Raw genomic sequence first — 23,750 nt, forward strand, 5'->3', positions numbered from 1 at the left:
GGCTGCGTGGGAGCGGGCTTGCCCCGCGATCACCCGCGTAGCGGGTGCCAGGCCCCGCGGCGCCTGCATCGCGGGGCAAGCCAGCTCCTACAGGTCCCTGCCAAGGAGTCGGACAATGAAAGCTGAATGGATCGCGCTGCCAGTGTTGCTGCTGTTTACCCTGTACACCGGTTGGACCCTGATGATTGCGGACCAATCACTTGTCGCCTTTGGCCTAGACCTGATGTCCCGGCCGGATACAGCTCAAGTCGTTATCGACCTGTATGTGATGGCCGGGCTGGGCTGTGCGTGGATGGTCAGCGACCAGCGCCAGCGAGGCGGCTCGTTGCTCGGGGTCTTGCCCTATCTGTTGCTGACGGCGGTGTTTGTTTCCCTGGGGCCGCTGCTGTACATCGTGGTCAAGGGCTTTGCGCAGAAGCGCGGGGCATGAGCGCCGCCCTGGCGGTCTATGCCAGCTGCGTGGTGGTGCTGTTCTTCAAGATGCTGGCGATTTCCTGCTACCAGGGTTACTTCCGCCTGCGCTTCCTGGCCTTCACCAACAGCGAGGATGCGGCGGTGTTCAAGCGTTCGGCTTGCCCTGCGGAACTGCCGCAGGTCACGCGGGCCATGCAGGCCTGGCGCAACGATCTGGAGAACATCCCGATGTTCCTCGCGCTGGGCGGCCTGGCGGTCGAGCTGGAGGCGCCCGTTGTCATGACGGCTTGGCTGAGCGGGGTATTCACCGTGGCGAGGGTGTCGCATACGGTGACTTACCTGGCGGCTATCCAGCCGTGGCGGACGGTGAGTTATGGGGTCGGTGTGCTGTGCCTGATCGGGCTGGCGGCGCTGGTCATCAACAGGCTGTGTTTGGCGTAGGGTTCAGCAAGCGCTCGTGCCCGAAGGCCGGCTATGGTAGCGTGCGCCGCCCAGCCATGAGGCTGCGGGCCGTTGGTTCTCGAATGACAAGGACAGTCGATATGAGCGATACCCCTTCCGTACTCAGGAAACTGGCCATTCGGCTATTGGGGTTGGTCGTGGTGTTTCCCGTGTTTTTGGTAACGGGATACTGCACCACATTCGCCGTTTTCCTGCTCCCGGGGATGATCTATAACGGGTTCGATGACCCTTGGGACTATCAACTGAATCGCATTGGCTTGGTCATTGTGTTGATCGTAGGCCTTGTCGGCGTGAACACAGGGCTAAAGCTGTACCGGCACTTCCTGCGCAGCACCCGGGCGCCGGAATGGACCGGCTCGGCCTGGGCGGGCCTGGGCTGTGGAACCGTGGCGAACCTGGCGATTATGTGCTGGTTTCCAGGGTCGCCGTGGTTCAAGGTGTTTCTGGGATGGCCTTTGTTGGGCAGTGCAGTGTTTGCCCAGTTGTTGCTGCAAAGCACCCGATGGACAGGGATCAGCGTCAGTCAAAAAGCCTGACTTCAACGGGTACAGAACGCATCAGGCTTCTGCACAAAGAATCGAGCAAACAATTCCGACTGCGACTTGATGTTCAACTTGGCGTAAATGTTCCGGCGGTGCACTTTCACCGTTTCCGCCGAGAGTGAAAGTTTCCCGGCAATCTCTTTGTTGGAGAAGCCGCTCAGCAGCAGCCTGAGCACATCGCTTTCACGGGTGGTGATCTGCGCGCCCAGCTGGGTCAGTGTTTCCTGCCAGGGCGGGGTCTCGGCAAGGTCCTTCTCGACGTCCACCTCGAAGGCCATGCGCTGGTGCATCAAGGCCGTCACCCAGGGCTTGATGAGGTCGAGGATGGTGATCTGCTCCTGGCTGAAGCGCGCCTTGCTGCCAATGGAAATGCACAGCGTGCGGTCAGCGTCGAGCTGAACGTTGTACTGCGCTTCATCGGCCGAGATGTAGTGTGCGAAATACTGGTGGTAGTACTCGGTTTCGAGAAAGTATTCCGGCGCGATATCCAGCAGGTGGAAGAAGCCGCTTTGCGGGTTTTCCCGGTTGGCGATATAGAACGGGTCCAGCAGGTAAAGCCCCTTCACATAACGATGGATGAACGCGTTGACCTCTTCGGCATCCGCCACCTCGGGCAGGCTCACCACTTCCACTTGCTGGTTGGCGAAGATCAACACCACCCAGTTGTCGATCTGCACGTACTCGTTCAACACCCGAACCAGCGAGCTCCAGAACGCCGGACGGTCCAGCTGCATGATCAGCTTGCCGATCGATCGGTGCCAGGCCAGGCTTTGCAGGTCGAACGGCATTATCTACCCCTTTTGGGTTAGGTATTCGCGGGTCAGAGGTAAGTATTCCGAGGTATTTACTATCCGGTCCTGCCCGGTATAGTCGCTCACTGGGCCTAGGATGGCCGTGAAGATACATCGATTCGATAAGGATGTTGCATGACAAGGTCACGTTTGCGAACCCTTTTTTCGGCCTCGCTGCTTTGCGCAGGGATCAGCACATCGGTGCTGGCCGCCGAGCCCGGGATGCACCTGTACAACTGGTTCGGGCTGCTTGCGCCGGAGACACCGAAGGCGTTCGAGCAGGAAACCGGCACCCGCGTGCACATGGACGCGTTCGACAGCGCCGACATCATGCAGAGCAAGGTCATGGCCGGGCGCACCGGCTACGATGTGGTGGTGGCAACCTCCAACGTGCTGCCCAGCCTGATCGCGGCGGGCGTGCTGCAACCGCTGGACCGTGCGCAACTGGGCAATCTCTCGCACATCGACCCCGATATCCTTGCCCAACTGGCGGTCAACGACCCCGGCAACCGCTACGCGGTGCCCTACCTGTGGGGCACCACCGGCATCGGCTACGATGTCGACAAGGTCAAGGCGGCCCTGGGCGACCAGGCGCCGGTGGACAGCTGGGACCTGATCTTCAAGGAAGAGAACATCAGCAAGCTCAAATCCTGTGGCGTGGCGATGCTCGACTCACCCAGCGAGATCATCTCGATTGCCCTGAACTACCTGGGCCTGCCAAGCAACAGCACCAACCCTGCGGATTACCAGAAGGCGCAAGACCTGCTGATGAAGATCCGCCCCTACGTGCTGTATTTCGACTCGTCGCGCATCGACACCGACATGGCCGATGGCAACATCTGTGCGGTGGTCGGCTGGGCCAACGGCGCCCTGGCCGCGCAGGCCCTCAACGAGAAGAACAACACCGGGCGCAGGATCAACTACAGCCTGCCGCGCGAAGGCGCGCTGGTGTGGTCGGAAAACCTGGTACTGCTCAAGGATGCGCCTCATCCCAAGGCCGGCATGGCGTTCATCAACTACATGATGCGCCCGGAAGTGATCGCCAAGACCTCGAACCACACCCTGTACCCCAACGCCAACAAGGACGCCACCCAGTTCGTCGAACAGGCGCTGCGGGACAACCCGTGGATCTACCCCGACAAGAAGACGGTCGCCACGTTGATTCCGCTCGAGCCACTGCCGTTGAAGCTGGAGCGGATCCGTACGCGGGTCTGGACCAAGGTGAAGAGTGGCGTTTGACCTGAATTGACGTGTCGTCAGCTGCCCGGTGCCGAGCGGTATCGGGCAGCACGTTTGCGGCCTACTGATTCAAGCGATTTGTGAAACATCGTCTCACGGCGCCCGGCAAATCGGGGCGCTGGTTTCACGTGCTTCATCCCATCTTATGCCGGAGGAGAACAGCGGATGTTCAGCCCAGCCCATAAGACACACTTGAGTTTGACCATCGAAGGTATGGAGCACGATTTCCAGGTGCTTGGCTACACCGGGGAAGCGGTGGCCAACAGGCCTTACTTCTTCAATGTGGAACTGGCCAGCGAGTGGCCTGTCCTGGACCTTGAACGCTATCTCGACCTTGAGGCGTTCTTCAGCTTCGACAGGAACGGCAATGGCATCCATGGGCGGATCTACCACATCGCGCCGATGGGGCAGGCCCCGTGTTCGGCGCGTTACAGGTTGACCCTGGTGCCGCATCTGTCCTACCTGCGCCATCGCATCAACCAGCGGATCTTTCAACAGTTCTCGGTGCCCAGGATCGTGGCCTTGATATTGGAAGAGCATGGGATCGTGGGAGACGCCTATCGCTTCGAGCTGAGTGCGAGCTACCCCGAGCGCGACTACTGCACCCAGTATGGCGAAACGGATCTGCACTTCGTCCAGCGCCTGTGTGAGGAGGAGGGCATCCGCTTTCACTTCCAGCACAGTGCCCAAGGCCATGTGCTGGTGTTTGCTGATGGCCAGGCGGTGTTGCCGTGGGGCGTGCTTTATCGCCCGCCTCTGGTTCATGCCAAGCCCCGGGTGCCGGGGAACCAGACTGCCGTGGTCATCGCCGTGGAGGATGACGAGAGCCGGTGTGATCGGCGCCTCGCCCGGATTCAGGTCAAATTCCCATGGGATCCTGAGGACAGGTTTGACGACAAGAGCTGTTGTTGGCTGTCGGTGGCATCCGAATGGTGTTGTGCTGTCACGCCTCCGCGAACGGGGATGGAGGTGATGGTCTCGTTTCTCGGAAACGATCCCGATCAGCCGCGGGTCAGTGGGTGCCTGTGCTGCCGATAGCCTCATTCAGGCTACGGCAGCTTTTTCCGAAATCCTCTGCGTCCTGCCCTGTCGTGTTTGCCTTTAATCGATAACCAGCTCCCATACGCCACTGGCATGCTCGATCCGCTCACCCGGAAACTGGATGCGCTGGTTGGCGCTGTAGTCATGGAAGGCGCGGGCCTTGCCGATCAGCGACAGGTCCAGGGTCACGCCATGCCGTGACTCGCCGCGCCCGGCCTCGAACAGCGTGCGGCCATACGGGTCCACTGCCAGGCTAGCCCCCACGAACACGCAGCCATCCGGCCCGTCGCCCACGCGGTTGGCGACCACGGCGAACACCTGGTTCTCCATTGCCCGTGCCATCACCGACACCCGGTGCACATGATCCTCCGGTTCGGCCAGGCCATCGGTGATCAGCATCAACTGCGCGCCCAAGGCCTTCAGTGCCCGCGCCGTCTCGGGAAATTCGCTGTCGTAGCAGATCAACAGGCCCAGGCGCACGCCACGCCATTCGACGGTGGCGAAACGGTCGCCCGGTACCACGATGCCGTGCTCGGGCAGCCACAGGTGGGTCTTGCGGTAGGTGAGCAGAATACCCTCAGGGGCGATGAACAGGGTGGTGTTGTAGAACGTGCCGCCGTCGTTCTCGTACAGCCCCAGCACCACCGCGACATTGCGCTGGCGCGCCGCCGCGACCACCGCCTGCACGGCATCGCCGTCGACGGCTTCGGACAGCATGCCGACGTCGTCCGCGGTGAGAAAACCGGTCAGGTGCGACTCAGGGAACAGCAGGATATCGGTGTCTGGCGCGCACTGGGCCAGCGCCTCGAGGATGCCGCGCAGGTTGTGGGCGGTGTCGCTGTCGCGGGTTGTCGTCTGTACCACTTCGATCTTCATGGGCAATCCGTCTCGCTGGGCCCGACCCTTCCGCGGGCGAGTGACATTTGCGAAGGGTGGTGCAAGTATGAAAACAATCACTGGCAAAACAATCACTTCGACGGGTTAACCCGGGGGTAGGGCATGAGCTTGAGCCTGCAGGATCTTTCGTGGCACCAGGGGGTGGGCCAATGCATCGAGCACCTCGACCGGCCGAGCTTCTGGCGCACACTGGCGACGCTGCTCGGCGACTTCGTCGAGGTGGATACCTGGGTAGCGCTGCTGTTCAGCCACGACAAGCCGCTGATCTTCGACCAGAGCCCTTACGAGCGCGAGGGCATCGACCCGCTGGTGAGCGTGTACGCCAACGGCCTGTACCTGCTCGACCCGTTCTACATCAGCAGCCGCGAGCGGCCGCTGACCGGCCTGGTGCGCCTGGCCGACGTGGCCCCGGAGCAGTTCCAGCAGACCGATTACTACCGCCTGTACTTCACCCACAACGTGGTCGCCGACGAGGTGCAGTTCAACCTGGCCCTGGGCGATGGGCGCACGCTGTGCCTGTCGCTGGGCGGGCGCTCACGTTTTGACGCCCAGGCCATCGCCCAGCTGGAGTTGGTACGCCCCTGGCTGATCGGCCTGCTGCGTCAGCGCCTGCACTTCGAGCAACTGCCCGAGCGCGCACCGGCCAAGCCCGCGCTGGGCCTGGCCCAGGGGCGCGACGAGGCAAGGCGGCAGCTGGAGTCGGTGCTCACGGCGCGGGAGCTGGACGTGGTGCGGCTGATCTTGGCGGGGCATTCGAACAAGGAGACGGCCATCAAGCTCAAGCTGTCGGCCGAGACGGTGAAGGTCCATCGGCGCAACGTGTACCGCAAGCTGGACGTGAACTCCCAGAGCGAGCTTTTTTCGCTGCTGTTCCTGGCCGGCGAAGACCTCGCCAGCCTGCAACCGGCGCCGTGATTCCCCCGCGCCATTACCCCCAGGTTAATCCTTCGACGTTATAGGAATCCGCACGGGGATCCGCATACTGGGCTGGCAGCTTTCTTGCGCGTGACCACCTGGAAGCCGCGTGAGAGCGGGCCTCGTGGTCGTAGCGTAGGAGCGGGCTTGCCCCGCGATCACCGGCAAACCGGTGCCATCCACTACATTGCCTGCATCGCGGGGCAAGCCCGCTCCCACGCTGTATTCCCTGCACCTGTAGCTGTACCTGCACCTGCTGCATCTGCTTAGTGTGCTGCAGACCGGCTTGGCAATTTCCTAGAACAATCACAAGAGGATGACCCATGGCTCATTTCGCTCACGGCCCGGCCCGTGGCATCGCCCCTGCGCGCCAGGAGGCCACCCATGCCTGACGCCACCCCCGCAAAACTCTCCCTGACCTCGCTGACGGTCTTCGGCCTGGCCTACATGTGCCCGAGCCTGGCCATGGTGATCTTCGGCGTGATCTCCGAGCGCAGCGACGGCATCGCCCCCAGCGCCTTCCTGCTGGCCACCGGCGCCATGCTGCTGTCGGCCCTGAGCTACGCCAAGCTGTCGCGCCTGTTCCCGGTGTCCGGCTCGGCCTACTACTACGCCAAGCGCCTGCTTGGCCCTGGTTGCGGCTTCGTGGTCGGCTGGGCGGTGCTGCTGGCCTACCTGTTCATGCCCATGGTCGCCTGGCTGCTGCAGTCGGTGTTCCTCAACGCCCAGTTCCCGCAGGTGCCCACCTGGGGCTGGCTGCTGATCAACATCGGCCTGACCACGGCGGTGACCGTCAGCGGCATGACCCTGACCGACCGCCTGAACAAAGTGCTCACGGTCCTGAGCGTGGCCCTGGTGCTGTTGTTCATTGGCTACTGCCTGCGCTATGTGGCCGGCCAGCCCCAGGTCGGCTTCACCCACCCCGTATGGAACGAGCACAGCACCTTGACCGGCCTCACCGCCGCCGCCGCCATCGCCGCCTATTCGTTCCTCGGTTTCGACGCCGTGACCACCCTGGCCGAGGAGGCCGAGCAGCCCAAGCGCGACATCCCCCGGGCGGTGCTGCTGGTGATCAGCGTGGGCGGGCTGCTGTTCACGGCGGTGGCTTACCTGATGCAACTGAGCCACCCCGGTGGCCAGTTCGCCGACCCAGAGACCGCGACCTATGCGCTGTCGATCGAGGTGGGTGGGCAGTTCTTTGCCGACTTCGTCAACCTCGGCGGCATCGTCGCCGGCTTCGCCTCGTGCCTGGCGGTGCAGGTCAGTGCCAGCCGCTTGCTGTACTTCATGGGCCGCGAAGGCGTGCTGCCGCCGCGTTATTTCGCCAAGCTGCAGGGCAGGGCGCGCACGCCGGTGTTCAACCTGCTGTTGATCGCTGGGCTGGGGTTGATCGGGATCGGCGCGGATGTGAGCTCGGCCGCTTCGCTGATCAACTTCGGCGCGTTCCTGGCGTTTGCGGCGGTGAATGTGTGCGTGATTGCGTACTACCTGCGCGAGCGGCGCAGGCAGCGGTTGAGTGGGGTGGGGTTCGTGGTGTTTCCGCTGCTGGCGATTGGGGTGAACCTGTATCTGCTGTCGCTGTTGAGCACGGTGGTGATACTGGCGGGGGGGGCTTGGCTGGTGTGTGGCGGGTTGTACCTGATGTGGCTGACGGCGGGGTTCAGCAAGCCAACACCGGGGTTGATGGAGGTCGAGACCTGAAAGCGCAGGGCGCCCACGTCAGATCTCTCGTGGGAGTGGGCTTGTTCCGCGATCACCTGCAAATGCCTGCGCCAGTCAACCTGGTGTGAGGCCCCGCCCCACAACCAGCCGTGCCCTGCAACGGGTATGTCTTCGACGTTGCAGGGCAAGGCCACTGGAAGTGATAGATCGCTCTCTACTTGAATGCGCAGGCACCCACCTCGGATGCAGTGCATTCACCATTTTTCCAGCCATCGCCAGCAGTTTGCTTGGTAGCGGCCAAGGTCAGGCTGGTCCCACCTTCATTTTCTCCCTCATAACGACAAATCACCGAACTCCCGGTAACTTTCGCGCCGACAAATGCGAAGGTGCTCAGGTCTTCTTCATTGGCCACTGGGTTATCACCCTCCCAGCCGCCTGCGGCGCTATAGGCGTAACCTTGTCCATCTTCTTTCTGGGAGATGCTTGAAACGCTCGGGCAAGTTGCGGCAGCTGCGTTACCTACCATCAGCAGGGCCAGCAGGGTAGTACAGATCATACGCATGACAGCTATTCCTTCAGCAGAGTTGGGACGTTCATCATGTACAAGGCCTTTACAGCCCACCACTGGCAAAAATGTCAGGTCGGCGCAGCCTGGAGGGGTAGATTGGACTTCTCCATGAGGATGGTGCGCTCCTCACCATGGAATTCATCACGAAGTTTCTGATACCCCAATCGTGCGTAGAACCCTTGGGCGGTGATGGACGAAGGAACGCGCAGTGCAGTGATACCCGCCCTGATCGCCGCGGCATGGATGGCCTCCATCAGCAGTCTGCCAATCCCTGTCCCATGGTGGGTGGGCGCGACAAACACTGTCCTGACAACCTCGCCATCGAGGCTTGCTGTCCCCAGCAGATTATTCTGGTTGACCGCCACGAAAACCACTCGGCTCTCGAGCAATGCACTGACCGCCGCAGGTGAAAAGCTTTGCTCTACCTGGGCGATCACCTCTGCCGGGTAATCCTGCGAGTTGGATTCGCGCAGCGCCGCGATCACGATGCGGCTGATGGCTTCTGCGTCTTCGCGCTGAGCGCGGCGGACATGACATTCCATGGACATTTCCCGAATTGATGGCTCTACCACATAACCCTTGTGGGAGCGGCCTTGCGTCGCGAAAGGGCCGCAAAGCGGCCCCCGGTTTCTGATGTGTTGCGAAGATTGCCGGGGCTGCTACGCAGCCCTTTCGCGACACAAGGCCGCTCCCACAGGGCCCGCGTTTGCCTGTGGCGTCAGTGCTTCATCCCCAACTCCGCATCATCCATCAGCGCCTTGGCCAGCGCGCTCAGGTAATACGATGCCCAGATCAGCTGAGGTTTCTCCTCCATGATCCCGGTGATGGTCAGGTCGCACACGCAGCCCATCAACTCCGAAGCCTGTTCGCGTGCGTGCTGGCAAGGGATGCCGGGTTCGATGCAGAACAGCGGGTCGGTATGCTTTTCACCCTGGTAGAACTTGGTCTTGCCCACCGTGGTGTGGGGCGTGGTGTCGTCTGTGCTCATTGCTCAATCTCCCTGAAATGATCGGTGCCTGGGCTTGCCCCGCGATTGCGTCAGCCCAGCCAACAAATGACTAAAGCCCTAGTGCAACGTCCGAGGCTCCACCTGCGGCATCTGCACCTGAATCAACGCCGATTCGAGCAGCACCCGCAGCGCCTCCATTTCATGCATCGCGGCCATGACCAGAATCGACACGGGCGACTTGGGATGCAGCAGAACAGCCTGATGCGCCACGGTCTGCGCGCACAGGGCGTACTCCGTGGCCTGGATGATGGTGTCTTCGAGGGAGTGGTGGTTGTGGGGTGGATCGGGGACGATCTTTAACATAACAATTTCCCTTTGGTGGTGCGACCACCTGCCTGCTGTCAAACAGTAGGGTGGCAGCTGTACGTGGGTTGACAGACCGGCGGAAATTGCAAAGTTCCGGCGCACGCAAGCGTGCCCGCACGTACAGCTGCCATAAAGGTTGAGCTGCGTGCAATTTGCCGTCACAGCCTGTCAAAGCTGTATCGTTGATGTGCAACGATAGACCGAGACTAGAGCCCCACCAGGGCGACCGCAACGGAAAAAAGACGGCAGGAGTGTATTTGGGAAATGGACTACAAGGAATAGGCTAAATCTGATTTGATGCCTAGATTTCGGACTCGCACGAAAGGTTGCCCGTCGCTGGCCAGGTAAGGTGAAAAGAGGTGGGCAGGTGCAGAATATTGGTCGAGAATTTTAGTTTCTAACCTCCCTTCAATATGGTGATGTCGAGTATCGGTAATTCTGCTTGTGCCTAGGGCTGCTAATAAATTGTGATTTAATTTTTTTGATGTGTGTTCCAGTTATTTTGGTTGCGTTTGCGTAGCAATGTTTTATAGGGTTGACTATTTTTTTGTATTCTCTAGCTCTTCAAGAAGGCGGTGCTGGTTCATTTTGGTTAGCGCAATAATAACTCTTTCCTCAATTAACCCCTTGGATGATATATAGGACGTGCTCTCCCGTTTGCTGTATTGGATGTCTTCAAGGCTTCGTTTGTAAAGAAAGTCATAGCTTTCTGAGTAATAGGCCTGAGAAGTGCCGAGTTCGTGCAAGGCTAATAAGGTTGCAAGCTCTTCCTGGGTAAGGTTGTTTTCAATGAGTCCAATGTATTGATCTCTGAGTTCAAGGTTTTCTGGTTTAAATAGATTCTGTGCGCTGCCTGAGAGTATGTTGATTTTTGTGCGAGTGGCAAAAATAGTATTAAGTTTTTCGGTTGGGCAGTGTTGAATGGTGTTGTCTATTCCAAGGTAGCTGGAAAACTCCCTATGTTTTTGAATTAACTTCAACGCTTCGGAGTACTCAAGAGAACCAATGTTGTATCGGCTCTTTGTACTTGCCTTAATAGAGTCAAATGTACCTGATGGGTCTCCCCATTGATTGCGGGGTGGCAGGATTTTTGCTATTTCTTCAAGATTGGCTCTAGAAAGTGATTTGGTGTAAGTGCCAGTTGCGTACTCGCTGCTAAGTAATCCTGAAAGTGTTTCGATATTTTCAAGGTTTTCGGTTAATTCCGAGTATGCTTCAGTAAAGCGACGCAGACCGATGATGGATTGATCAGTTAGGTGTTTTGTTCCTTCCTGGGAGTAAGGGTAGCGGAAAGTTTCCCCGGTTGGATCCATTGAAAAGAAATCCATAACTATCGATGTGCATTTGTCGATGTGTTCGTTGTATCGACTGTCGCACTGTCTGGTCATTGCTTCAAGAAGTTTCCAAAGTATTTTGAGGTCGTGCGTTTTAATGATTTTTTCTTCGGGTATGGATATTCCTGATTTGATATTTCCGATTTCTTTCAGTTGTGATTTTATAAATAGTTCAATTCTGTGGCGAGCGCAAAATACTATTGGATAAATTAGGGTGTCTGCTGTTCCGCCGTTAAAGACGGTGTTGCATAATACTGCTACAGCTTCGTCAAAGCCGTCGGAATATGTTGAGTGGTCTACCCATCCATTGTTACCTACGCAGGCGTTAAATCTAAAATCATCATCTGTATCAAAGGTAGGGTTTCTCACCTTGTTATCCTTGTAAGGTGTTTCTAGGTATGTTTTTAATGTGGCTGATTTTTGGTTGGGTTTGTGTGCGGGAGATTTGTGCGCATCAATTTTATTAAAATTCCTTACTTCGCTCTGTGCCTAAAAACGCCGCCTCCAACAATTGCCTCGTATACCCATGCTGCGGTTCCTGGAAAATGGCCCCCGCATCCCCCTGTTCCACCACCTGCCCATGCTTGATCACCATCAACTGATGACTCAACGCCTTCACCACCGCCAGGTCATGACTGATAAACAGATAAGTCAGGTTGTACTTAACCTGCAAATTCCGCAAAAGCTCAACCACCTGCCGCTGCACCGTCCGATCCAGCGCCGAAGTCGGCTCATCCAGCAAAATCAAAGCAGGCTTCAACACCAACGCCCGAGCAATCGCAATCCGCTGCCGCTGCCCCCCAGAAAACTCATGGGGATACCGATGCCGCGTCCTCGGATCCAGCCCCACTTCCTCCAACGCCGCAATAATCGCCGCTTCCTGCTCATCCGGTGTACCGATCTTGTGAATCCGTAACCCTTCGCCAACGATATCCGCCACGCACATGCGCGGGCTCAGGCTGCCAAAGGGATCCTGAAACACCACCTGCATCTCCCGCCGTAGCGGTCGCACGGCCTTCTGGTTCAGCCCTTCAAGATTCTGCCCATGGAAGCGAATACCACCCTGGCTGGAAATCAACCGCAGGATGGCTAGTCCCAAGGTGGACTTGCCCGACCCGCTCTCGCCAACGATCCCCAGCGTCTGCCCCTGTGGCAGGCTGAAGTTCACCCCATCCACGGCCTTGACATGGTCCACGGTCCGGCGCAGCAGCCCCTTCTTGATCGGGAACCACACCTTCAGATCCTTGACCTCCAGCAACGGCGCCCCTTCGGCATTCGCAGCGGGTGCGCCGCTGGGTTCGGCATTGATCAGCATCTGCGTATACGGATGCTGCGGCTTGCTGAACAGCGTGGCGCAATCGGCCTGCTCGACGATCTTGCCGCACTGCATCACGCACACGCGGTGGGCGATGCGGCGCACCAGGTTGAGGTCGTGGCTGATCAGCAGCAGGGCCATGCCGAGGCGCGCCTGCAGCTCCTTGAGCAGGTCGAGAATCTTCAACTGCACGGTCACGTCGAGCGCCGTGGTGGGCTCGTCGGCAATCAACAGTTCGGGCTCGTTGGCCAGGGCCATGGCGATCATCACCCGCTGGCGCTGGCCACCGGACAGCTCATGGGGCAGGGCTTTCAGGCGCTTGTGCGGTTCGGGAATGCCGACCAGTTCCAGCAGCTCCAGTGTGCGCGCAGTGGCGGCCTTGCCGGTCAGCCCCTTGTGCAGCAACAGGATCTCGTTGATCTGCTTCTCGATGCTGTGCAGCGGGTTCAGCGAGGTCATCGGCTCCTGGAAGATCATCGCAATACGGTTGCCGCGAATCCGCTGCATGGGCTTCTCGCCCAGGTGCAGCAGGTCTTTGCCTTCGTAATGGATGGTGCCGGAGGGATGCCGGGCCAGCGGGTAGGGCAGCAGGCGCAGGATCGAGTGGGCGGTCACCGACTTGCCCGAGCCGCTTTCGCCCACCAGGGCCAGGGTCTCGCCCTTGCGGATGTCGAAGCTGATGCCGTCGACCACGCGGTTGACCTGCTCGCCAGTGACGAACTCCACCGCCAGGTCGCGGACTTCGATCAGGGTGTCTTGGCTCATGTCATTTCCTCGGGTCGAAGGCGTCGCGGGCGGATTCGCCGATGAATACCAGCAGGCTCAGCATCACCGCCAGCACGGCGAAGGCGCTGATGCCCAGCCACGGGGCTTGCAGGTTGGACTTGCCCTGGGCCACCAGCTCGCCCAGTGACGGGGAACCTGCGGGCAGGCCGAAGCCTAAGAAGTCCAGGGCGGTGAGGGTGCCGATGGCGCCGGTGAGGATGAACGGCATGAAGGTCATGGTCGAGATCATGGCGTTGGGCAGGATGTGGCGGTACATGATCGGGCCATTGCGCATGCCCAAGGCGCGGGCGGCGCGTACGTATTCGAGGTTGCGCCCGCGCAGGAACTCGGCGCGCACCACGTCCACCAGGCTCATCCACGAGAACAGCAGCATGATGCCCAGCAGCCACCAGAAGTTGGGCTGCACGAAGCTGGCGAGGATGATCAGCAGGTACAGCACCGGCAGGCCGGACCAGATCTCCAGAAAGCGCTGGCCGGCCAGGTCCACCCAGCCGCCGTAGAAGCCCTGCAAGGCGCCGGCGATCACGCCGACGATGGAGCTGGCGATGGTCAGCGTGAGGGCGAACAGCACCGAGATGCGAAAACCATAGATCACCCGGGCCAGCACGTCGCGGCCCTGGTCGTCGGTGCCCAGCAGGTTGTCGGTGGAGGGCGGTGCTGGGGCCGGTACTTTCAGGTCGTAGTTGATGCTCTGGTAGCTGTAGGGGATCGGCGCCCACAGCACGAAGGCGTCCTTCTTCTCCATCAGCTCGCGGATGTACGGGCTCTTGTAGTTGGCCTCCAGCGGGAACTCGCCGCCAAAGGTCGTCTCCGGGTAGCGCTTGAAGGCGGGGAAGTACCACTCGCCGTCGTAGCGCACGGCAATCGGCTTGTCGTTGGCGATGAACTCGGCGCCCAGGCTCAGCACGAACAGCACCAGGAAGATCCACAGCGACCACCAGCCGCGGCGGTTGGCCTTGAAGCGCTCGAAGCGCCGGCGATTGAGGGGGGACAGGGCCATGTCAGTGCTCCCGGCTGGCGAAGTCGATGCGCGGATCGACCAGGGTGTAGGTGAGGTCGCCGATCAGCTTCACCACAAGACCCAGCAGGGTGAAGATGAACAAGGTGCCGAACACCACCGGGTAGTCGCGGTTGATCGCCGCCTCGAAACTCATCAGGCCCAGGCCGTCGAGGCTGAAGATCACCTCGATCAGCAGGGACCCTGTGAAGAAGATGCCAATGAACGCCGAGGGGAAGCCGGCGATCACCAGCAGCATGGCGTTGCGGAACACATGGCCGTAAAGCACGCGGGTGCGGCTCAGGCCCTTGGCCTTGGCGGTGACCACGTACTGCTTGTTGATCTCGTCGAGGAAGCTGTTCTTGGTCAGCAGGGTCATGGTGGCGAAGTTTCCGATCACCAACGCGGTGATCGGCAGCACCAGGTGCCAGAAGTAGTCGAGCACCTTGCCGGTGGTGGAGAGCTCATCGAAGTTGTTGGAGGTCAGCCCGCGCAGCGGGAACCAGTCGAAGTAGCTGCCGCCGGCGAACAGCACGATCAGCAAAATGGCGAACAGGAACGCGGGGATGGCGTAGCCGACGATGATCGCCGAGCTGGTCCATACGTCGAAGTGGCTGCCGTGGCGCACGGCCTTGGCGATCCCCAGGGGTATCGACACCAGGTACATGATCAGCGTGCTCCATAGCCCCAGCGAAATGGACACGGGCATCTTCTCGGCGATCAGGTCGATGACCTTGGCGTCGCGGAAGAAGCTGTTGCCAAAGTCCAGCTGGGCGTAGTTCTTGACCATGATCCACAGCCGCTCGGGCGCGGACTTGTCGAAGCCGTACATGCGCTCGATCTCGGCGATCAGCGCCGGGTCCAGACCTTGCGCGCCGCGGTAGTTGGAGCCGGCCACCGAAACTTCGGCGCCGCCGCCGGCAATGCGGCTGGTGGCGCCTTCGAAGCCTTCGAGCTTGGCGATCATCTGCTCCACCGGGCCGCCGGGGGCGGCCTGGACGATGATGAAGTTGATGATGAGGATGCCGAACAGGGTCGGGATGATCAGCAGCAGGCGCCGCAGGATATAGGCCAGCATGTCAGTTGGCCTCTTGCGTCACGGGGGCGGCGGTGACGGCGGGCGTCACGTCGGGCTTGATCCACCAGGTGTCGATGCCGATGTCGTACTTGGGCGACACGGCCGGGTGGCCGATATGGTTCCAGTAGGCCACGCGGGAGGTCTTGATGTGCCAGTTGGGGATCACGTAGTAGCCCCACAGCAGCACGCGGTCCAGGGCACGGCAGTGGTCGACCAGGCTCTGGCGCGAATCGGCGTTGATCAGTTCTTCCACCAGCTGGTCGATGGCAGGGTCGCGCAGGCCGATGAAGTTGCGGCTGCCGGGGTTGTCGGCGGCGGCGCTGTTCCAGTACTCGCGCTGCTCGTTACCGGGCGAATTGGACTGCACGAAGCCGCCGACGATCATGTCGTAGTCCCGCGAGCGCAGGCGGGTGATGTACTGCGATACGTCCACCCGGCGGATTTCGAAGTTGATGCCCAGGTCGGCCAGGTTGCGCTTGAACGGCAGCAGCACGCGCTCGAATTGGGTCTGGGCCAGCAGGAACTCGATGGTCACCGGCTTGCCGTCCTTGTCGACCATCTTGTCGTCGACGATCTTCCAGCCGGCTTCCTGCAGCAGCTTGTAGGCCTGGCGCTGCTGGTCGCGGATCATGCCGCTGCCGTCGGTGACGGGGTTGCGGAACGCGCCGTTGAACACCTCGTCGGGCACCTTGCCGCGCAGCGGTTCAAGGATCTTCAGCTCGGCGGGGGTGGGCAGGCCGCTGGCGGCCATCTCGGAGTTCTCGAAGTAGCTGTCGGTGCGGGTGTAGGCACCGTTGAACAGCTGCTTGTTGGTCCATTCGAAGTCCATCAGCAGGCTGATGGCGTGGCGCACACGGATGTCCTGGAACACGGGTTTGCGCAGGTTGAAGATGAAGCCCTGCATGCCCACCGGGTTGCCGTTGGGGATCTCTTCCTTGATCAGGCGGCCGTCGCGCACGGCGGGCACGTCATAGGCGGTGGCCCAGTTCTTCGCGCTGATTTCCAGGGCGTAGTCGAACTGACCAGCCTTGAGCGCTTCGAGGGCGACGGTGTTGTCGCGGTAGGAGTCGAAGGTCATCACGTCGAAGTTGTAGAAGCCGCGGTTGATCGGCAGGTCCTTGGCCCAGTAGTCCTTGACCCGCTCGTAGCGGATCGAGCGGCCGGCCTTCACGTCGGCGACCTTGTACGGGCCACTGCCCAGCGGGATTTCCAGGTTGCCGCGGTTGAAGTCGCGGTTTGCATACCAGTGCTTGGGCAGCACCGGCAGTTGGCCGAGGATCAGCGGCAGCTCGCGGTTGTTGGTGTGCTTGAACTTGAACAGCACCTTGAGCGGGTCTTCGGCGACCACTTCGGCGACGTCGGCGTAGTACTGGCGGTACAGCGGCGCGCCGTCCTTGATCAAGGCGTTGAAGGTGAACACCACGTCTTCGGCGCGCATCGGGTGGCCGTCGTGGAAGCGCGCCTCGGGGCGCAGGTAGAAGCGCACCCAGCTGTTGTCGGGGGCCTTTTCGATCTTGCCGGCCACCAGGCCGTACTCGGTGAAGGGCTCGTCGAGGCTCTGGCGCATCAGCGTGTCGTAGATGCTGCCGACGTTGTCGGCGGGCACGCCCTTGTTGATGAATGGGTTGAGGCTGTCGAAGCCGCCGAAGCTGGACTGGCGGAAGGTGCCGCCCTTGGGCGCGTCCGGGTTGACGTATTCGAAGTGCTTGAAGTTGGCCGGGTATTTCGGCGCCTCGTCGTACAGCGTCAGGGCGTGCTGCGGGGCGGCCACGGCCGGGAGCGTGAGGCAGGCCAGCAACAGGCTGCCGGCCAGGCGGCGCAAGGTGGGCGTCATTTGGCTTTCTCCGAGGTCTTCTTGATCCACCAGCTGTTCAGCCCGAGGGTGTAGGGCGGCGTGGTGACGAAGGCGAACCGGTTGCGGTAGGCCAGGCGGTGATTGTCGAGGTACCAGTTGGGGATCATGTAGTACTGCCATGAGAGCACGCGGTCCAGGGCGCGCGCGGCGGCGATCTGGTCATCGCGGCTGCGGGCGGCGAGCAAGGTGTCGAGCAGGTGGTCGACCACCGGGTCCTTGACCCCAGCATAGTTCTTGCTGCCTTTGGTGGCGGCTTGGCTCGAGTGGAAATACAGCCACTGTTCGAGGCCCGGGCTCAGCGTCTGGTTCAGGGTCATCAGGATCATGTCGAAATCGAACTGGTCGAGCCGTTGTTTGTACTGGGCGCGGTCGACGGTGCGCAAGCGCGCATCGATGCCGATGCTTGCCAGATTTTCGACATAAGGTTGCAGGATGCGTTCGAGGTTCGGGTTCACCAGCAGCAGCTCCATACGGAACTGCTGGCCCTTGCTGTCCACCAGGCGCTGGCCGTTGAGCTTCCAGCCGGCCTGGGCGAACAGCGCCAGGGCCTGGCGCAGGGCCGCGCGGCTGATGCCGCTGCCGTCGGTGTGGCTGACCTGGTAGGGCTGGGTGAACAGCTTTTCCGGCAGTTGGTCGCGAAACGGTTTGAGCAGCAGCCACTCCTTGCCGGTGGGCAGGCCTGTGGCGGTGAAATCGCTGTTGGGGTAATAGCTGGTGGCGCGTCGGTACGCGCCGTTGAACAGCGCGCGGTTGGTCCACTCGAAGTCGAGCATCAGGCCCAGCGCCTGGCGTACTCGCGGGTCGCTGAAGGTGGCGCGGCGGCTGTTCATGAACAGGCCCTGGGTCTGCGTCGGGATCTTGTGCGGGATCTGCGCCTTGATTACCTCACCGCGGCGCACGGCGGGGAAGTTGTAGCCGTTGGCCCAGTTCTTCGCCTGGTGCTCGATGTAGATGTCGAACTCGCCGGCCTTGAAGGCCTCGAAGGCCACGGTGGCGTCGCGGTAGAACTCGTATTCGACGCGCTTGAAGTTGTACTTGCCGCGGTTCACGGCCAGGTCCTTGCCCCAGTAGTCCTTCACCCGCTCGAACACCAGCCGGCGGCCCGGTTGCACCTCGCTGATGCGGTAGGGGCCGCTGCCCAGCGGTGGCTCGAAGGTGGTGGCCTTGAAGTCGCGCTTTTCCCAGTAATGTTTGGGCAGCACCGGCATTTCGCCCAGGCGCAGGATCAGCAGCGGGTTGCCGGCGCGCTTGAAGACGAAGCGGATGCGCAGGGGGCCGAGGATGTCGACCCGGGTCACTTCCTGCAGGTTGGTGCGGTAGATCGGGTGGCCGTCCTTGAGCAGGGTGCGGTAGCTGAAGGCGACGTCGGCGGCGGTGATCGGCACGCCGTCGTGAAAGTGCGCCTCGGGGCGCAGGTTGAACACCACCCAGCTGCGGTCCTCGCTGTACTCGACGGAGCGGGCGATCAGGCCGTAGCTGGAGGTGGGTTCGTCGCCGGAGGGGTCGTACATGCCGGTGCCGACCATCAGCGGCTCGTTGAGCTCGTTGATGCCGTACTGCAGGAAATTGGGCGTGGTGACCGGGCTCGAACCCTTGAAGGTGTAGGGGTTGAGCGTGTCGAAGGTGCCGAAGGCCATGGCCCGCAAGGTGCCGCCTTTGGGGGCTTGCGGGTTGACCCAGTCGAAGTGGGTGAAGCTGGCCGGGTACTTGAGCGTGCCGAACTGCGCGTATCCGTGGCTCTCGCTCACCATCGCGACGGCGGGGAAGCTCAAGGCCAGGCTGAGAGACAGCAGGAGGGGACGTATCAAGTCGGCATCCGATCCAGAAGGCGTTGGGCTTGGTTCGGGGTACAGTAACAGCTTGTCTGGAATGGAAAAAGAGTCGCCCTTGGAGCAAATGAAGTCCCCTGTGGGAGCGGGTTTACCCGCGAACACCGGCAAAGCCGGTGCCAAGCACCGCAGAGCCTTCTTCGCGGGTAAACCCGCTCCCACAGGGTGGGGCGGTGGCTTCGACGTTGTGGTTTAACGCGACAGGTAGACGGTCAGGGTCTGCCCAGGCTTGAGCGCATGCCCACTACGCGGATTCCAGCGCTTGAGGTGCTTCATCTCGACGTTGAAGCGCTTGGCCACCAGGTAGTACGAATCGCCCTTGCGCACCTTGTACTGGGTGGAACGCTGCTTCGCATCGGCCACGCGGTTGGCCGCCGCGCTCGGTGCGTTGCCGCCACGCAGGGCCAGCACCTGGCCGACCTTGAGGCTGTTGCCGCGCAGGCTGTTCCAGCGCTGGATGTCCTTGACCGCGACGCGGTTGGCCTTGGCGATGCTGCCCAGGTTGTCGCCGCGCTTGACCCGGTAGCTGCGCGCCGCCGGCGCCTTGGCATCGGCCAGGGCGGCCTGGAACACGGCCTTGTTCGGCTGCAGGGCGACCAGTTCCTCAGGCTTGAGGTTGGACATGCGGTCACTCAGCAGCTGCGCCTTGGCGGTGGGCACCAGCAGTTGCTGTGGGCCGTCCACGGTCATGCGCTTCTTGAATGCCGGGTTGAGCTGGATCAGCTCGTCTTCGTCGATGTCGGCGAAAGCCGCCACGCGCGACAGGTCGAGGCGGTCGTTGATGGCGACGGCTTCGAAATAGGGTTCGTTGGCGATCGGGTTCAGGTTGATCCCGTAGGCGGCAGGGGTGTTGACCACCTGCGACAGGGCCAGCAGCTTGGGCACGTAGTCGCGGGTTTCCTGCGGCAGCGGCAGGTTCCAGTAGTCGGTCGGCAGGCCCAGGCGCTCGTTGCGCTCGATGGCGCGGCTGACGGTGCCTTCGCCGGCGTTGTAGGCGGCCAGGGCCAGCAGCCAGTCGCCGTTGAACATGTCGTGCAGGCGGTTCAGGTAGTCCAGCGCGGCGTTGGTCGAGGCGGTGACGTCGCGACGGCCATCGTAGAAGTTGGTCTGGCGCAGCTTGAAGTGGCGCCCGGTGGACGGGATGAACTGCCACATGCCGGCGGCGTGCGCGCGGGAATAGGCCATCGGGTTGTAGGCGCTCTCGATCGCCGGCAGCAGGGCCAGCTCCAGCGGCATGTCGCGTTCTTCGAGGCGCTCGACGATGTAGTGCAGGTAGAGGCTGCCGCGCTCGCCGGCGTTCTCGAGGAACGACGGGTTGCTGGCGAACCACAGGCGCTGCTGTTCGATGCGCGGGTTGACGTCCATGCCGTCCTGCAGGGCGAAGCCCTGGCGCATGCGCTCCCAGACGTCCTGGGGCGGTGCTTCCTTGGGCTTGACCACCAGCGGCGCGGGCTTGTGCTTGATCCGCGCCTGGTAGTTGTGCGCGCGAACGCTGTCGGATTCGTCGAGCTGACGGGTGCTCTGGCAGCCGACCAGGGTGGCGGCCAGCGCCAGTGCACTGATCTGTGCCAGTCGCGTCAGGGCGACCGAATGAGCGGTTCTGCGGCTAAGGGAAGACATCGGCTGGAACGGTTATCCGGGCAAAAAAGTTGGGCGATTCTAGAAACCGGCCCCGGCCGGGTCAACCTTTGGGCTTATGTCACGATATATCTTGAGGTTATCAGAACACGTCCTTCCAAGACCTCAAGGCAGCAAAAACAGTGGCTTGGGTAGGGTTGGAATGTCCCTTCCATTCGTCTGCTTTTTGTTTAACGAATGTTTCAGCGGTGCGCAAAAAAGGGTTGGTCAGGCGCTCCAGGCCGATGGTGGAGGGCAGGGTGATGCGATTGTCGGCGCGCAGACGGGTAACGTCTTCGAACCGTTGCAGAACGTGCGGGTTTTCCGGTTCCACGGCGCGGGCGAAGCGCAGGTTGCTCAGGGTGTACTCGTGGGCGCAGTACACTTCGGTCTCGGCGGGCAGGGCGGCCAGGCGTTGCAGCGAGTGGTGCATCTGCTCGGGCGTGCCTTCGAACAGGCGCCCGCAACCGGCGGCGAACAGGGTATCGCCACTGAACAGTAGCGGCGTGGGCGATTGCGCAGTGTAATAGGCGATGTGCCCCAGGGTGTGGCCGGGCATGGCCATGACCTCGAAGGCCAGGCCCAGTGCCTTGACCTGCGCGCCATCCTCCAGGGCGACATCGCGGGCCGGGATGCGCTCGCTGGCCGGGCCGTAGACGGTGGCGCCGGTGGCTTGCTTCAGGGCTTCAACGCCGCCGACGTGGTCATGGTGGTGGTGGGTGACCAGGATCGCCTCCAGCGCCCAGTCGCGATGCTGGCCCAGCCAGGCCAGCACCGGCCCGGCATCGCCGGGATCGACCACTGCGCAGCGACGATTGGCAGTATCCTGTAACAACCAGATGTAGTTGTCGTTGAAAGCGGGTAGGGCATCGATCTGTATCATGTGCGGATCCGTATCGCCAAGCCTGGACATTGGAGGCATCTTAGCCGCGATGGCGCGGCCGGAGAACCTTCGAGGGAGAACGCAATGACCGACCAAGCCTTCGCCCAGGCCGACCCCGACTGGGTCGAGCTCATCAGCCTGGCCCGCGACTGGTTCGATGGCCCCCTTGGGCAGTTGATGCTCAAGGAAGAGGAAAAGTTGCTCGAAGAAGAGCTGCGGCGTTTCTTCGGTGGTTACCTGGTGCACTACGGTCCCTGCGCCGAACCCCCGCCCAACGCCCCGCAGGTGCAGCGCAACGTGCGGCTTGGCGCGCCGTTGCCGGGTGTTGAGATCGTCTGCGAGGAGCAGGCCTGGCCGCTGTCGGAACACGCAGCCGATGTGGTGGTGCTGCAGCACGGCCTGGACTTCAGCCTCTCTCCCCACGGCTTGCTCCGGGAAGCGGCCAGCGCGGTGCGTCCGGGTGGCCATCTGCTGATCGTCGGCATCAACCCGTGGAGCAGCTGGGGCCTGCGGCATTTCTTCAGCCAGGGCGCCTTGCGCAAGGCCCGCTGCATCTCGGCGTCGCGGGTCGGCGACTGGCTCAACCTGCTGGGCTTCGCGCTGGAGAAACGCCGGTATGGGTGCTATCGTCCGCCGCTTGCCTCGCCGGCCTGGCAACAGCGCCTGGCCGGTTGGGAGCGGGTGGCCGGAGGCTGGCAGAGTGCCGGTGGCGGGGTCTACCTGCTGGTGGCGCGCAAGATGGTGGTCGGCCTGCGGCCGCTGCGCCTGGAACGCCGCGAGCCGATGGGCAAGCTGCTGCCACTGCCGTTGGCCAAGGTCAACCGCAGCGCCACCCACCCTGATTCCGAAAAGCACTGAACACGAGTGGTACATGAGCGATAGCGTCGAGATCTACACCGATGGTGCCTGCAAGGGCAATCCCGGCCCGGGTGGCTGGGGCGTCCTGATGGTTTTCAAGGGCGTCGAGAAGGAACTGTGGGGCGGCGAACGCGAGACCACCAACAACCGCATGGAGCTGATGGCCGCGATCGAGGGCCTGAAGGCGCTCAAGCGCGAGTGCGAGGTGGTGCTGACCACCGACTCCCAGTACGTGATGAAGGGCATCAACGAGTGGATGGTCAACTGGAAGAAGCGCGGCTGGAAGACCGCCGCCAAGGAGCCGGTGAAGAATGCCGACCTGTGGATGGCCCTCGATGAGCAGGTCAACCGGCACAAGGTGACCTGGAAGTGGGTGCGCGGGCATATCGGCCATCCGGGCAACGAGCGGGCCGACCAGTTGGCCAATCGTGGGGTCGACGAGGTGCGGGCCCAGCGTTGATTACCTGATGGCCATCGCGGGGCCAGCCCGCTCCCGCGATGGCCGCAAAGCGGCCCCGATTCCGGTATACTCCCGCCTCGAATTCAAGCCCCGCAAGTTGGAGTCACCCGTGGAGCAGCAGCAAGACAAACGGTTCGTCATCCTCGACACCGAGACCACCGGCATGCCGGTGGCCGAAGGCCACCGCATCATCGAGATCGGTTGCGTCGAGGTCGTGGGCCGGCGCCTCACCGGGCGGCACTTCCACGTCTACCTGCAGCCCGACCGCGAGAGTGACGAGGGCGCGATCAACGTCCACGGCATCACCGACGCCTTCCTGGTCGGCAAGCCGCGCTTCGGCGATGTGGCCGAGGAGTTCTTCGAGTTCATCCAGGGCGCCACCCTGGTCATCCACAACGCGGCGTTCGACGTCGGCTTCATCAACAACGAGTTCGCCCGGATCGGCCAGCAGGATCGCGCCGACATCTCGCAGCATTGCCCGATCCTCGACACCCTGATGATGGCGCGCTCGCGCCATCCGGGGCAGCGCAACAGCCTCGATGCGCTGTGCAAACGCTACGGCATCGACAACTCTGGCCGTGAGCTGCACGGCGCGCTGCTCGACTCGGAACTGCTGGCCGACGTCTACCTGGCGATGACCGGCGGCCAGACCAGCCTGTCGCTGGCGGGGGATGGCGCGCAGGGCGAGGATGGGCAGGGCAGCACCGGCAGTGAGATCCGTCGGATTACCGGTCGTGCGGCGGGTAAGGTGATCATGGCTAGCGAGGAAGAGCTCGAGGCCCATGCCGAGCGTTTGGCGGCCGTCGCCAAGTCGGCGGGCGGGCCGGCGATGTGGCAGGTGCTGACCGAGGCCCCCGCCAGCTGATTCTCTGACAGTACCGGCCCTTTCGCG

Annotated in this window: 24 protein-coding genes; 10 read left to right on the forward strand and 14 right to left on the reverse strand. The window is 61.8% G+C overall.

Annotated elements, in window-relative coordinates:
- Window positions 1–115 precede the first annotated feature (115 nt).
- The 3 genes from DMX06_RS18200 (at window position 116) to DMX06_RS18210 (ending at window position 1,412) form a co-directional block, all read left to right on the forward strand.
- On the forward strand, window positions 116–430 hold the full coding sequence (locus DMX06_RS18200; RefSeq protein WP_110738730.1) for a DUF2834 domain-containing protein: 315 nt from the start codon (window positions 116–118) through the stop codon (window positions 428–430).
- Window positions 427–855: an MAPEG family protein gene (locus tag DMX06_RS18205; protein ID WP_110738731.1), complete on the forward strand. Its 429-nt coding sequence runs from the start codon at window positions 427–429 to the stop codon at window positions 853–855. The genes DMX06_RS18200 and DMX06_RS18205 overlap by 4 nt, the downstream gene beginning before the upstream one ends.
- 101 nt (window positions 856–956) lie before the next feature.
- Window positions 957–1,412, forward strand: coding sequence for a hypothetical protein (locus DMX06_RS18210; RefSeq protein ID WP_110738732.1), 456 nt, complete (start codon window positions 957–959; stop codon window positions 1,410–1,412).
- A gap of 2 nt (window positions 1,413–1,414) precedes the next feature.
- On the opposite strand, the gene DMX06_RS18215 is transcribed toward DMX06_RS18210, so the two are convergent.
- A complete protein-coding gene (locus DMX06_RS18215; protein ID WP_110738733.1) occupies window positions 1,415–2,206 on the reverse strand; it encodes a helix-turn-helix transcriptional regulator in 792 nt (263 codons plus the stop codon).
- A gap of 138 nt (window positions 2,207–2,344) precedes the next feature.
- On the opposite strand from DMX06_RS18215, the gene DMX06_RS18220 reads away from it, so the two are divergent.
- Complete coding sequence (locus tag DMX06_RS18220; protein ID WP_110738734.1) at window positions 2,345–3,448, forward strand: polyamine ABC transporter substrate-binding protein; 1,104 nt, start codon at window positions 2,345–2,347, stop codon at window positions 3,446–3,448.
- Between the two features lie 165 nt (window positions 3,449–3,613).
- Window positions 3,614–4,486: a contractile injection system protein, VgrG/Pvc8 family gene (locus DMX06_RS18225; RefSeq protein ID WP_110738735.1), complete on the forward strand. Its 873-nt coding sequence runs from the start codon at window positions 3,614–3,616 to the stop codon at window positions 4,484–4,486.
- A 63-nt stretch (window positions 4,487–4,549) separates the two neighbouring features.
- Here the strand turns inward: DMX06_RS18225 and DMX06_RS18230 are convergent, their stop codons facing one another.
- On the reverse strand, window positions 4,550–5,365 hold the full coding sequence (locus DMX06_RS18230; RefSeq protein ID WP_110738736.1) for a carbon-nitrogen hydrolase family protein: 816 nt from the start codon (window positions 5,363–5,365) through the stop codon (window positions 4,550–4,552).
- Window positions 5,366–5,488: 123 nt separating this feature from the next.
- On the opposite strand from DMX06_RS18230, the gene DMX06_RS18235 reads away from it, so the two are divergent.
- Together DMX06_RS18235 and DMX06_RS18240 are read left to right on the forward strand one after the other, a co-directional pair.
- Entirely contained in the window at window positions 5,489–6,301 is an 813-nt protein-coding gene (locus DMX06_RS18235; protein WP_110738737.1) for a LuxR C-terminal-related transcriptional regulator, read from the forward strand.
- 384 nt (window positions 6,302–6,685) lie between these two features.
- Window positions 6,686–8,002: an APC family permease gene (locus DMX06_RS18240; RefSeq protein WP_110738738.1), complete on the forward strand. Its 1,317-nt coding sequence runs from the start codon at window positions 6,686–6,688 to the stop codon at window positions 8,000–8,002.
- 175 nt (window positions 8,003–8,177) lie between these two features.
- Here the strand turns inward: DMX06_RS18240 and DMX06_RS18245 are convergent, their stop codons facing one another.
- From DMX06_RS18245 to gloB, 12 genes are all read right to left on the reverse strand, one after another.
- Window positions 8,178–8,525 carry a DUF3757 domain-containing protein gene (locus tag DMX06_RS18245; protein ID WP_110738739.1) on the reverse strand — a complete coding sequence of 116 codons (348 nt, stop codon included), beginning with the start codon at window positions 8,523–8,525 and terminating at the stop codon, window positions 8,178–8,180.
- A 74-nt stretch (window positions 8,526–8,599) separates the two neighbouring features.
- On the reverse strand, window positions 8,600–9,073 hold the full coding sequence (locus tag DMX06_RS18250; RefSeq protein WP_110738740.1) for a GNAT family N-acetyltransferase: 474 nt from the start codon (window positions 9,071–9,073) through the stop codon (window positions 8,600–8,602).
- A 176-nt stretch (window positions 9,074–9,249) separates the two neighbouring features.
- Complete coding sequence (locus DMX06_RS18255) at window positions 9,250–9,519, reverse strand: DUF3077 domain-containing protein (protein ID WP_011534690.1); 270 nt, start codon at window positions 9,517–9,519, stop codon at window positions 9,250–9,252.
- A gap of 78 nt (window positions 9,520–9,597) precedes the next feature.
- A complete protein-coding gene (locus tag DMX06_RS18260) occupies window positions 9,598–9,843 on the reverse strand; it encodes a hypothetical protein (protein ID WP_011534689.1) in 246 nt (81 codons plus the stop codon).
- A 542-nt stretch (window positions 9,844–10,385) separates the two neighbouring features.
- Window positions 10,386–11,549, reverse strand: coding sequence for a hypothetical protein (locus DMX06_RS26155; RefSeq protein WP_146232215.1), 1,164 nt, complete (start codon window positions 11,547–11,549; stop codon window positions 10,386–10,388).
- 94 nt (window positions 11,550–11,643) lie between these two features.
- Window positions 11,644–13,260: an ABC transporter ATP-binding protein gene (locus DMX06_RS18265; RefSeq protein ID WP_110738741.1), complete on the reverse strand. Its 1,617-nt coding sequence runs from the start codon at window positions 13,258–13,260 to the stop codon at window positions 11,644–11,646.
- Between the two features lies 1 nt (window position 13,261).
- Window positions 13,262–14,281 carry an ABC transporter permease gene (locus DMX06_RS18270; protein WP_110738742.1) on the reverse strand — a complete coding sequence of 340 codons (1,020 nt, stop codon included), beginning with the start codon at window positions 14,279–14,281 and terminating at the stop codon, window positions 13,262–13,264.
- A 1-nt stretch (window position 14,282) separates the two neighbouring features.
- Window positions 14,283–15,356 (reverse strand): microcin C ABC transporter permease YejB, encoded by a 1,074-nt coding sequence (locus tag DMX06_RS18275; RefSeq protein WP_046854817.1) that lies wholly within the window; start codon window positions 15,354–15,356, stop codon window positions 14,283–14,285.
- Between the two features lies 1 nt (window position 15,357).
- Window positions 15,358–17,190, reverse strand: a complete 1,833-nt coding sequence (locus tag DMX06_RS18280) for an extracellular solute-binding protein (protein ID WP_110738743.1) — start codon at window positions 17,188–17,190, stop codon at window positions 15,358–15,360.
- Window positions 17,187–19,019: an extracellular solute-binding protein gene (locus DMX06_RS18285; protein ID WP_220037415.1), complete on the reverse strand. Its 1,833-nt coding sequence runs from the start codon at window positions 19,017–19,019 to the stop codon at window positions 17,187–17,189. Before DMX06_RS18285 ends, DMX06_RS18280 begins: the two co-directional genes overlap by 4 nt.
- A 213-nt stretch (window positions 19,020–19,232) precedes the next feature.
- On the reverse strand, window positions 19,233–20,660 hold the full coding sequence (locus tag DMX06_RS18295; protein ID WP_110738746.1) for a lytic transglycosylase domain-containing protein: 1,428 nt from the start codon (window positions 20,658–20,660) through the stop codon (window positions 19,233–19,235).
- Window positions 20,661–20,760: 100 nt separating this feature from the next.
- Entirely contained in the window at window positions 20,761–21,540 is a 780-nt protein-coding gene (gene gloB, locus DMX06_RS18300; RefSeq protein ID WP_110738747.1) for a hydroxyacylglutathione hydrolase, read from the reverse strand.
- A gap of 84 nt (window positions 21,541–21,624) precedes the next feature.
- Here gloB and DMX06_RS18305 point away from each other — a divergent pair, with 84 nt between their 5' ends.
- The 3 genes from DMX06_RS18305 (at window position 21,625) to dnaQ (ending at window position 23,723) form a co-directional block, all read left to right on the forward strand.
- Window positions 21,625–22,398, forward strand: coding sequence for a class I SAM-dependent methyltransferase (locus tag DMX06_RS18305; RefSeq protein ID WP_110738748.1), 774 nt, complete (start codon window positions 21,625–21,627; stop codon window positions 22,396–22,398).
- Window positions 22,399–22,411: 13 nt separating this feature from the next.
- Window positions 22,412–22,858: a ribonuclease HI gene (gene rnhA / locus DMX06_RS18310; RefSeq protein WP_011534678.1), complete on the forward strand. Its 447-nt coding sequence runs from the start codon at window positions 22,412–22,414 to the stop codon at window positions 22,856–22,858.
- Window positions 22,859–22,967: 109 nt separating this feature from the next.
- A complete protein-coding gene (gene dnaQ / locus DMX06_RS18315; protein ID WP_110738783.1) occupies window positions 22,968–23,723 on the forward strand; it encodes a DNA polymerase III subunit epsilon in 756 nt (251 codons plus the stop codon).
- Window positions 23,724–23,750: the final 27 nt, after the last annotated feature.

Source organism: Pseudomonas mosselii (genome assembly GCF_003205295.1).
In the GTDB taxonomy this organism is placed as follows: Bacteria; Pseudomonadota; Gammaproteobacteria; order Pseudomonadales; family Pseudomonadaceae; genus Aquipseudomonas; species Aquipseudomonas mosselii_B.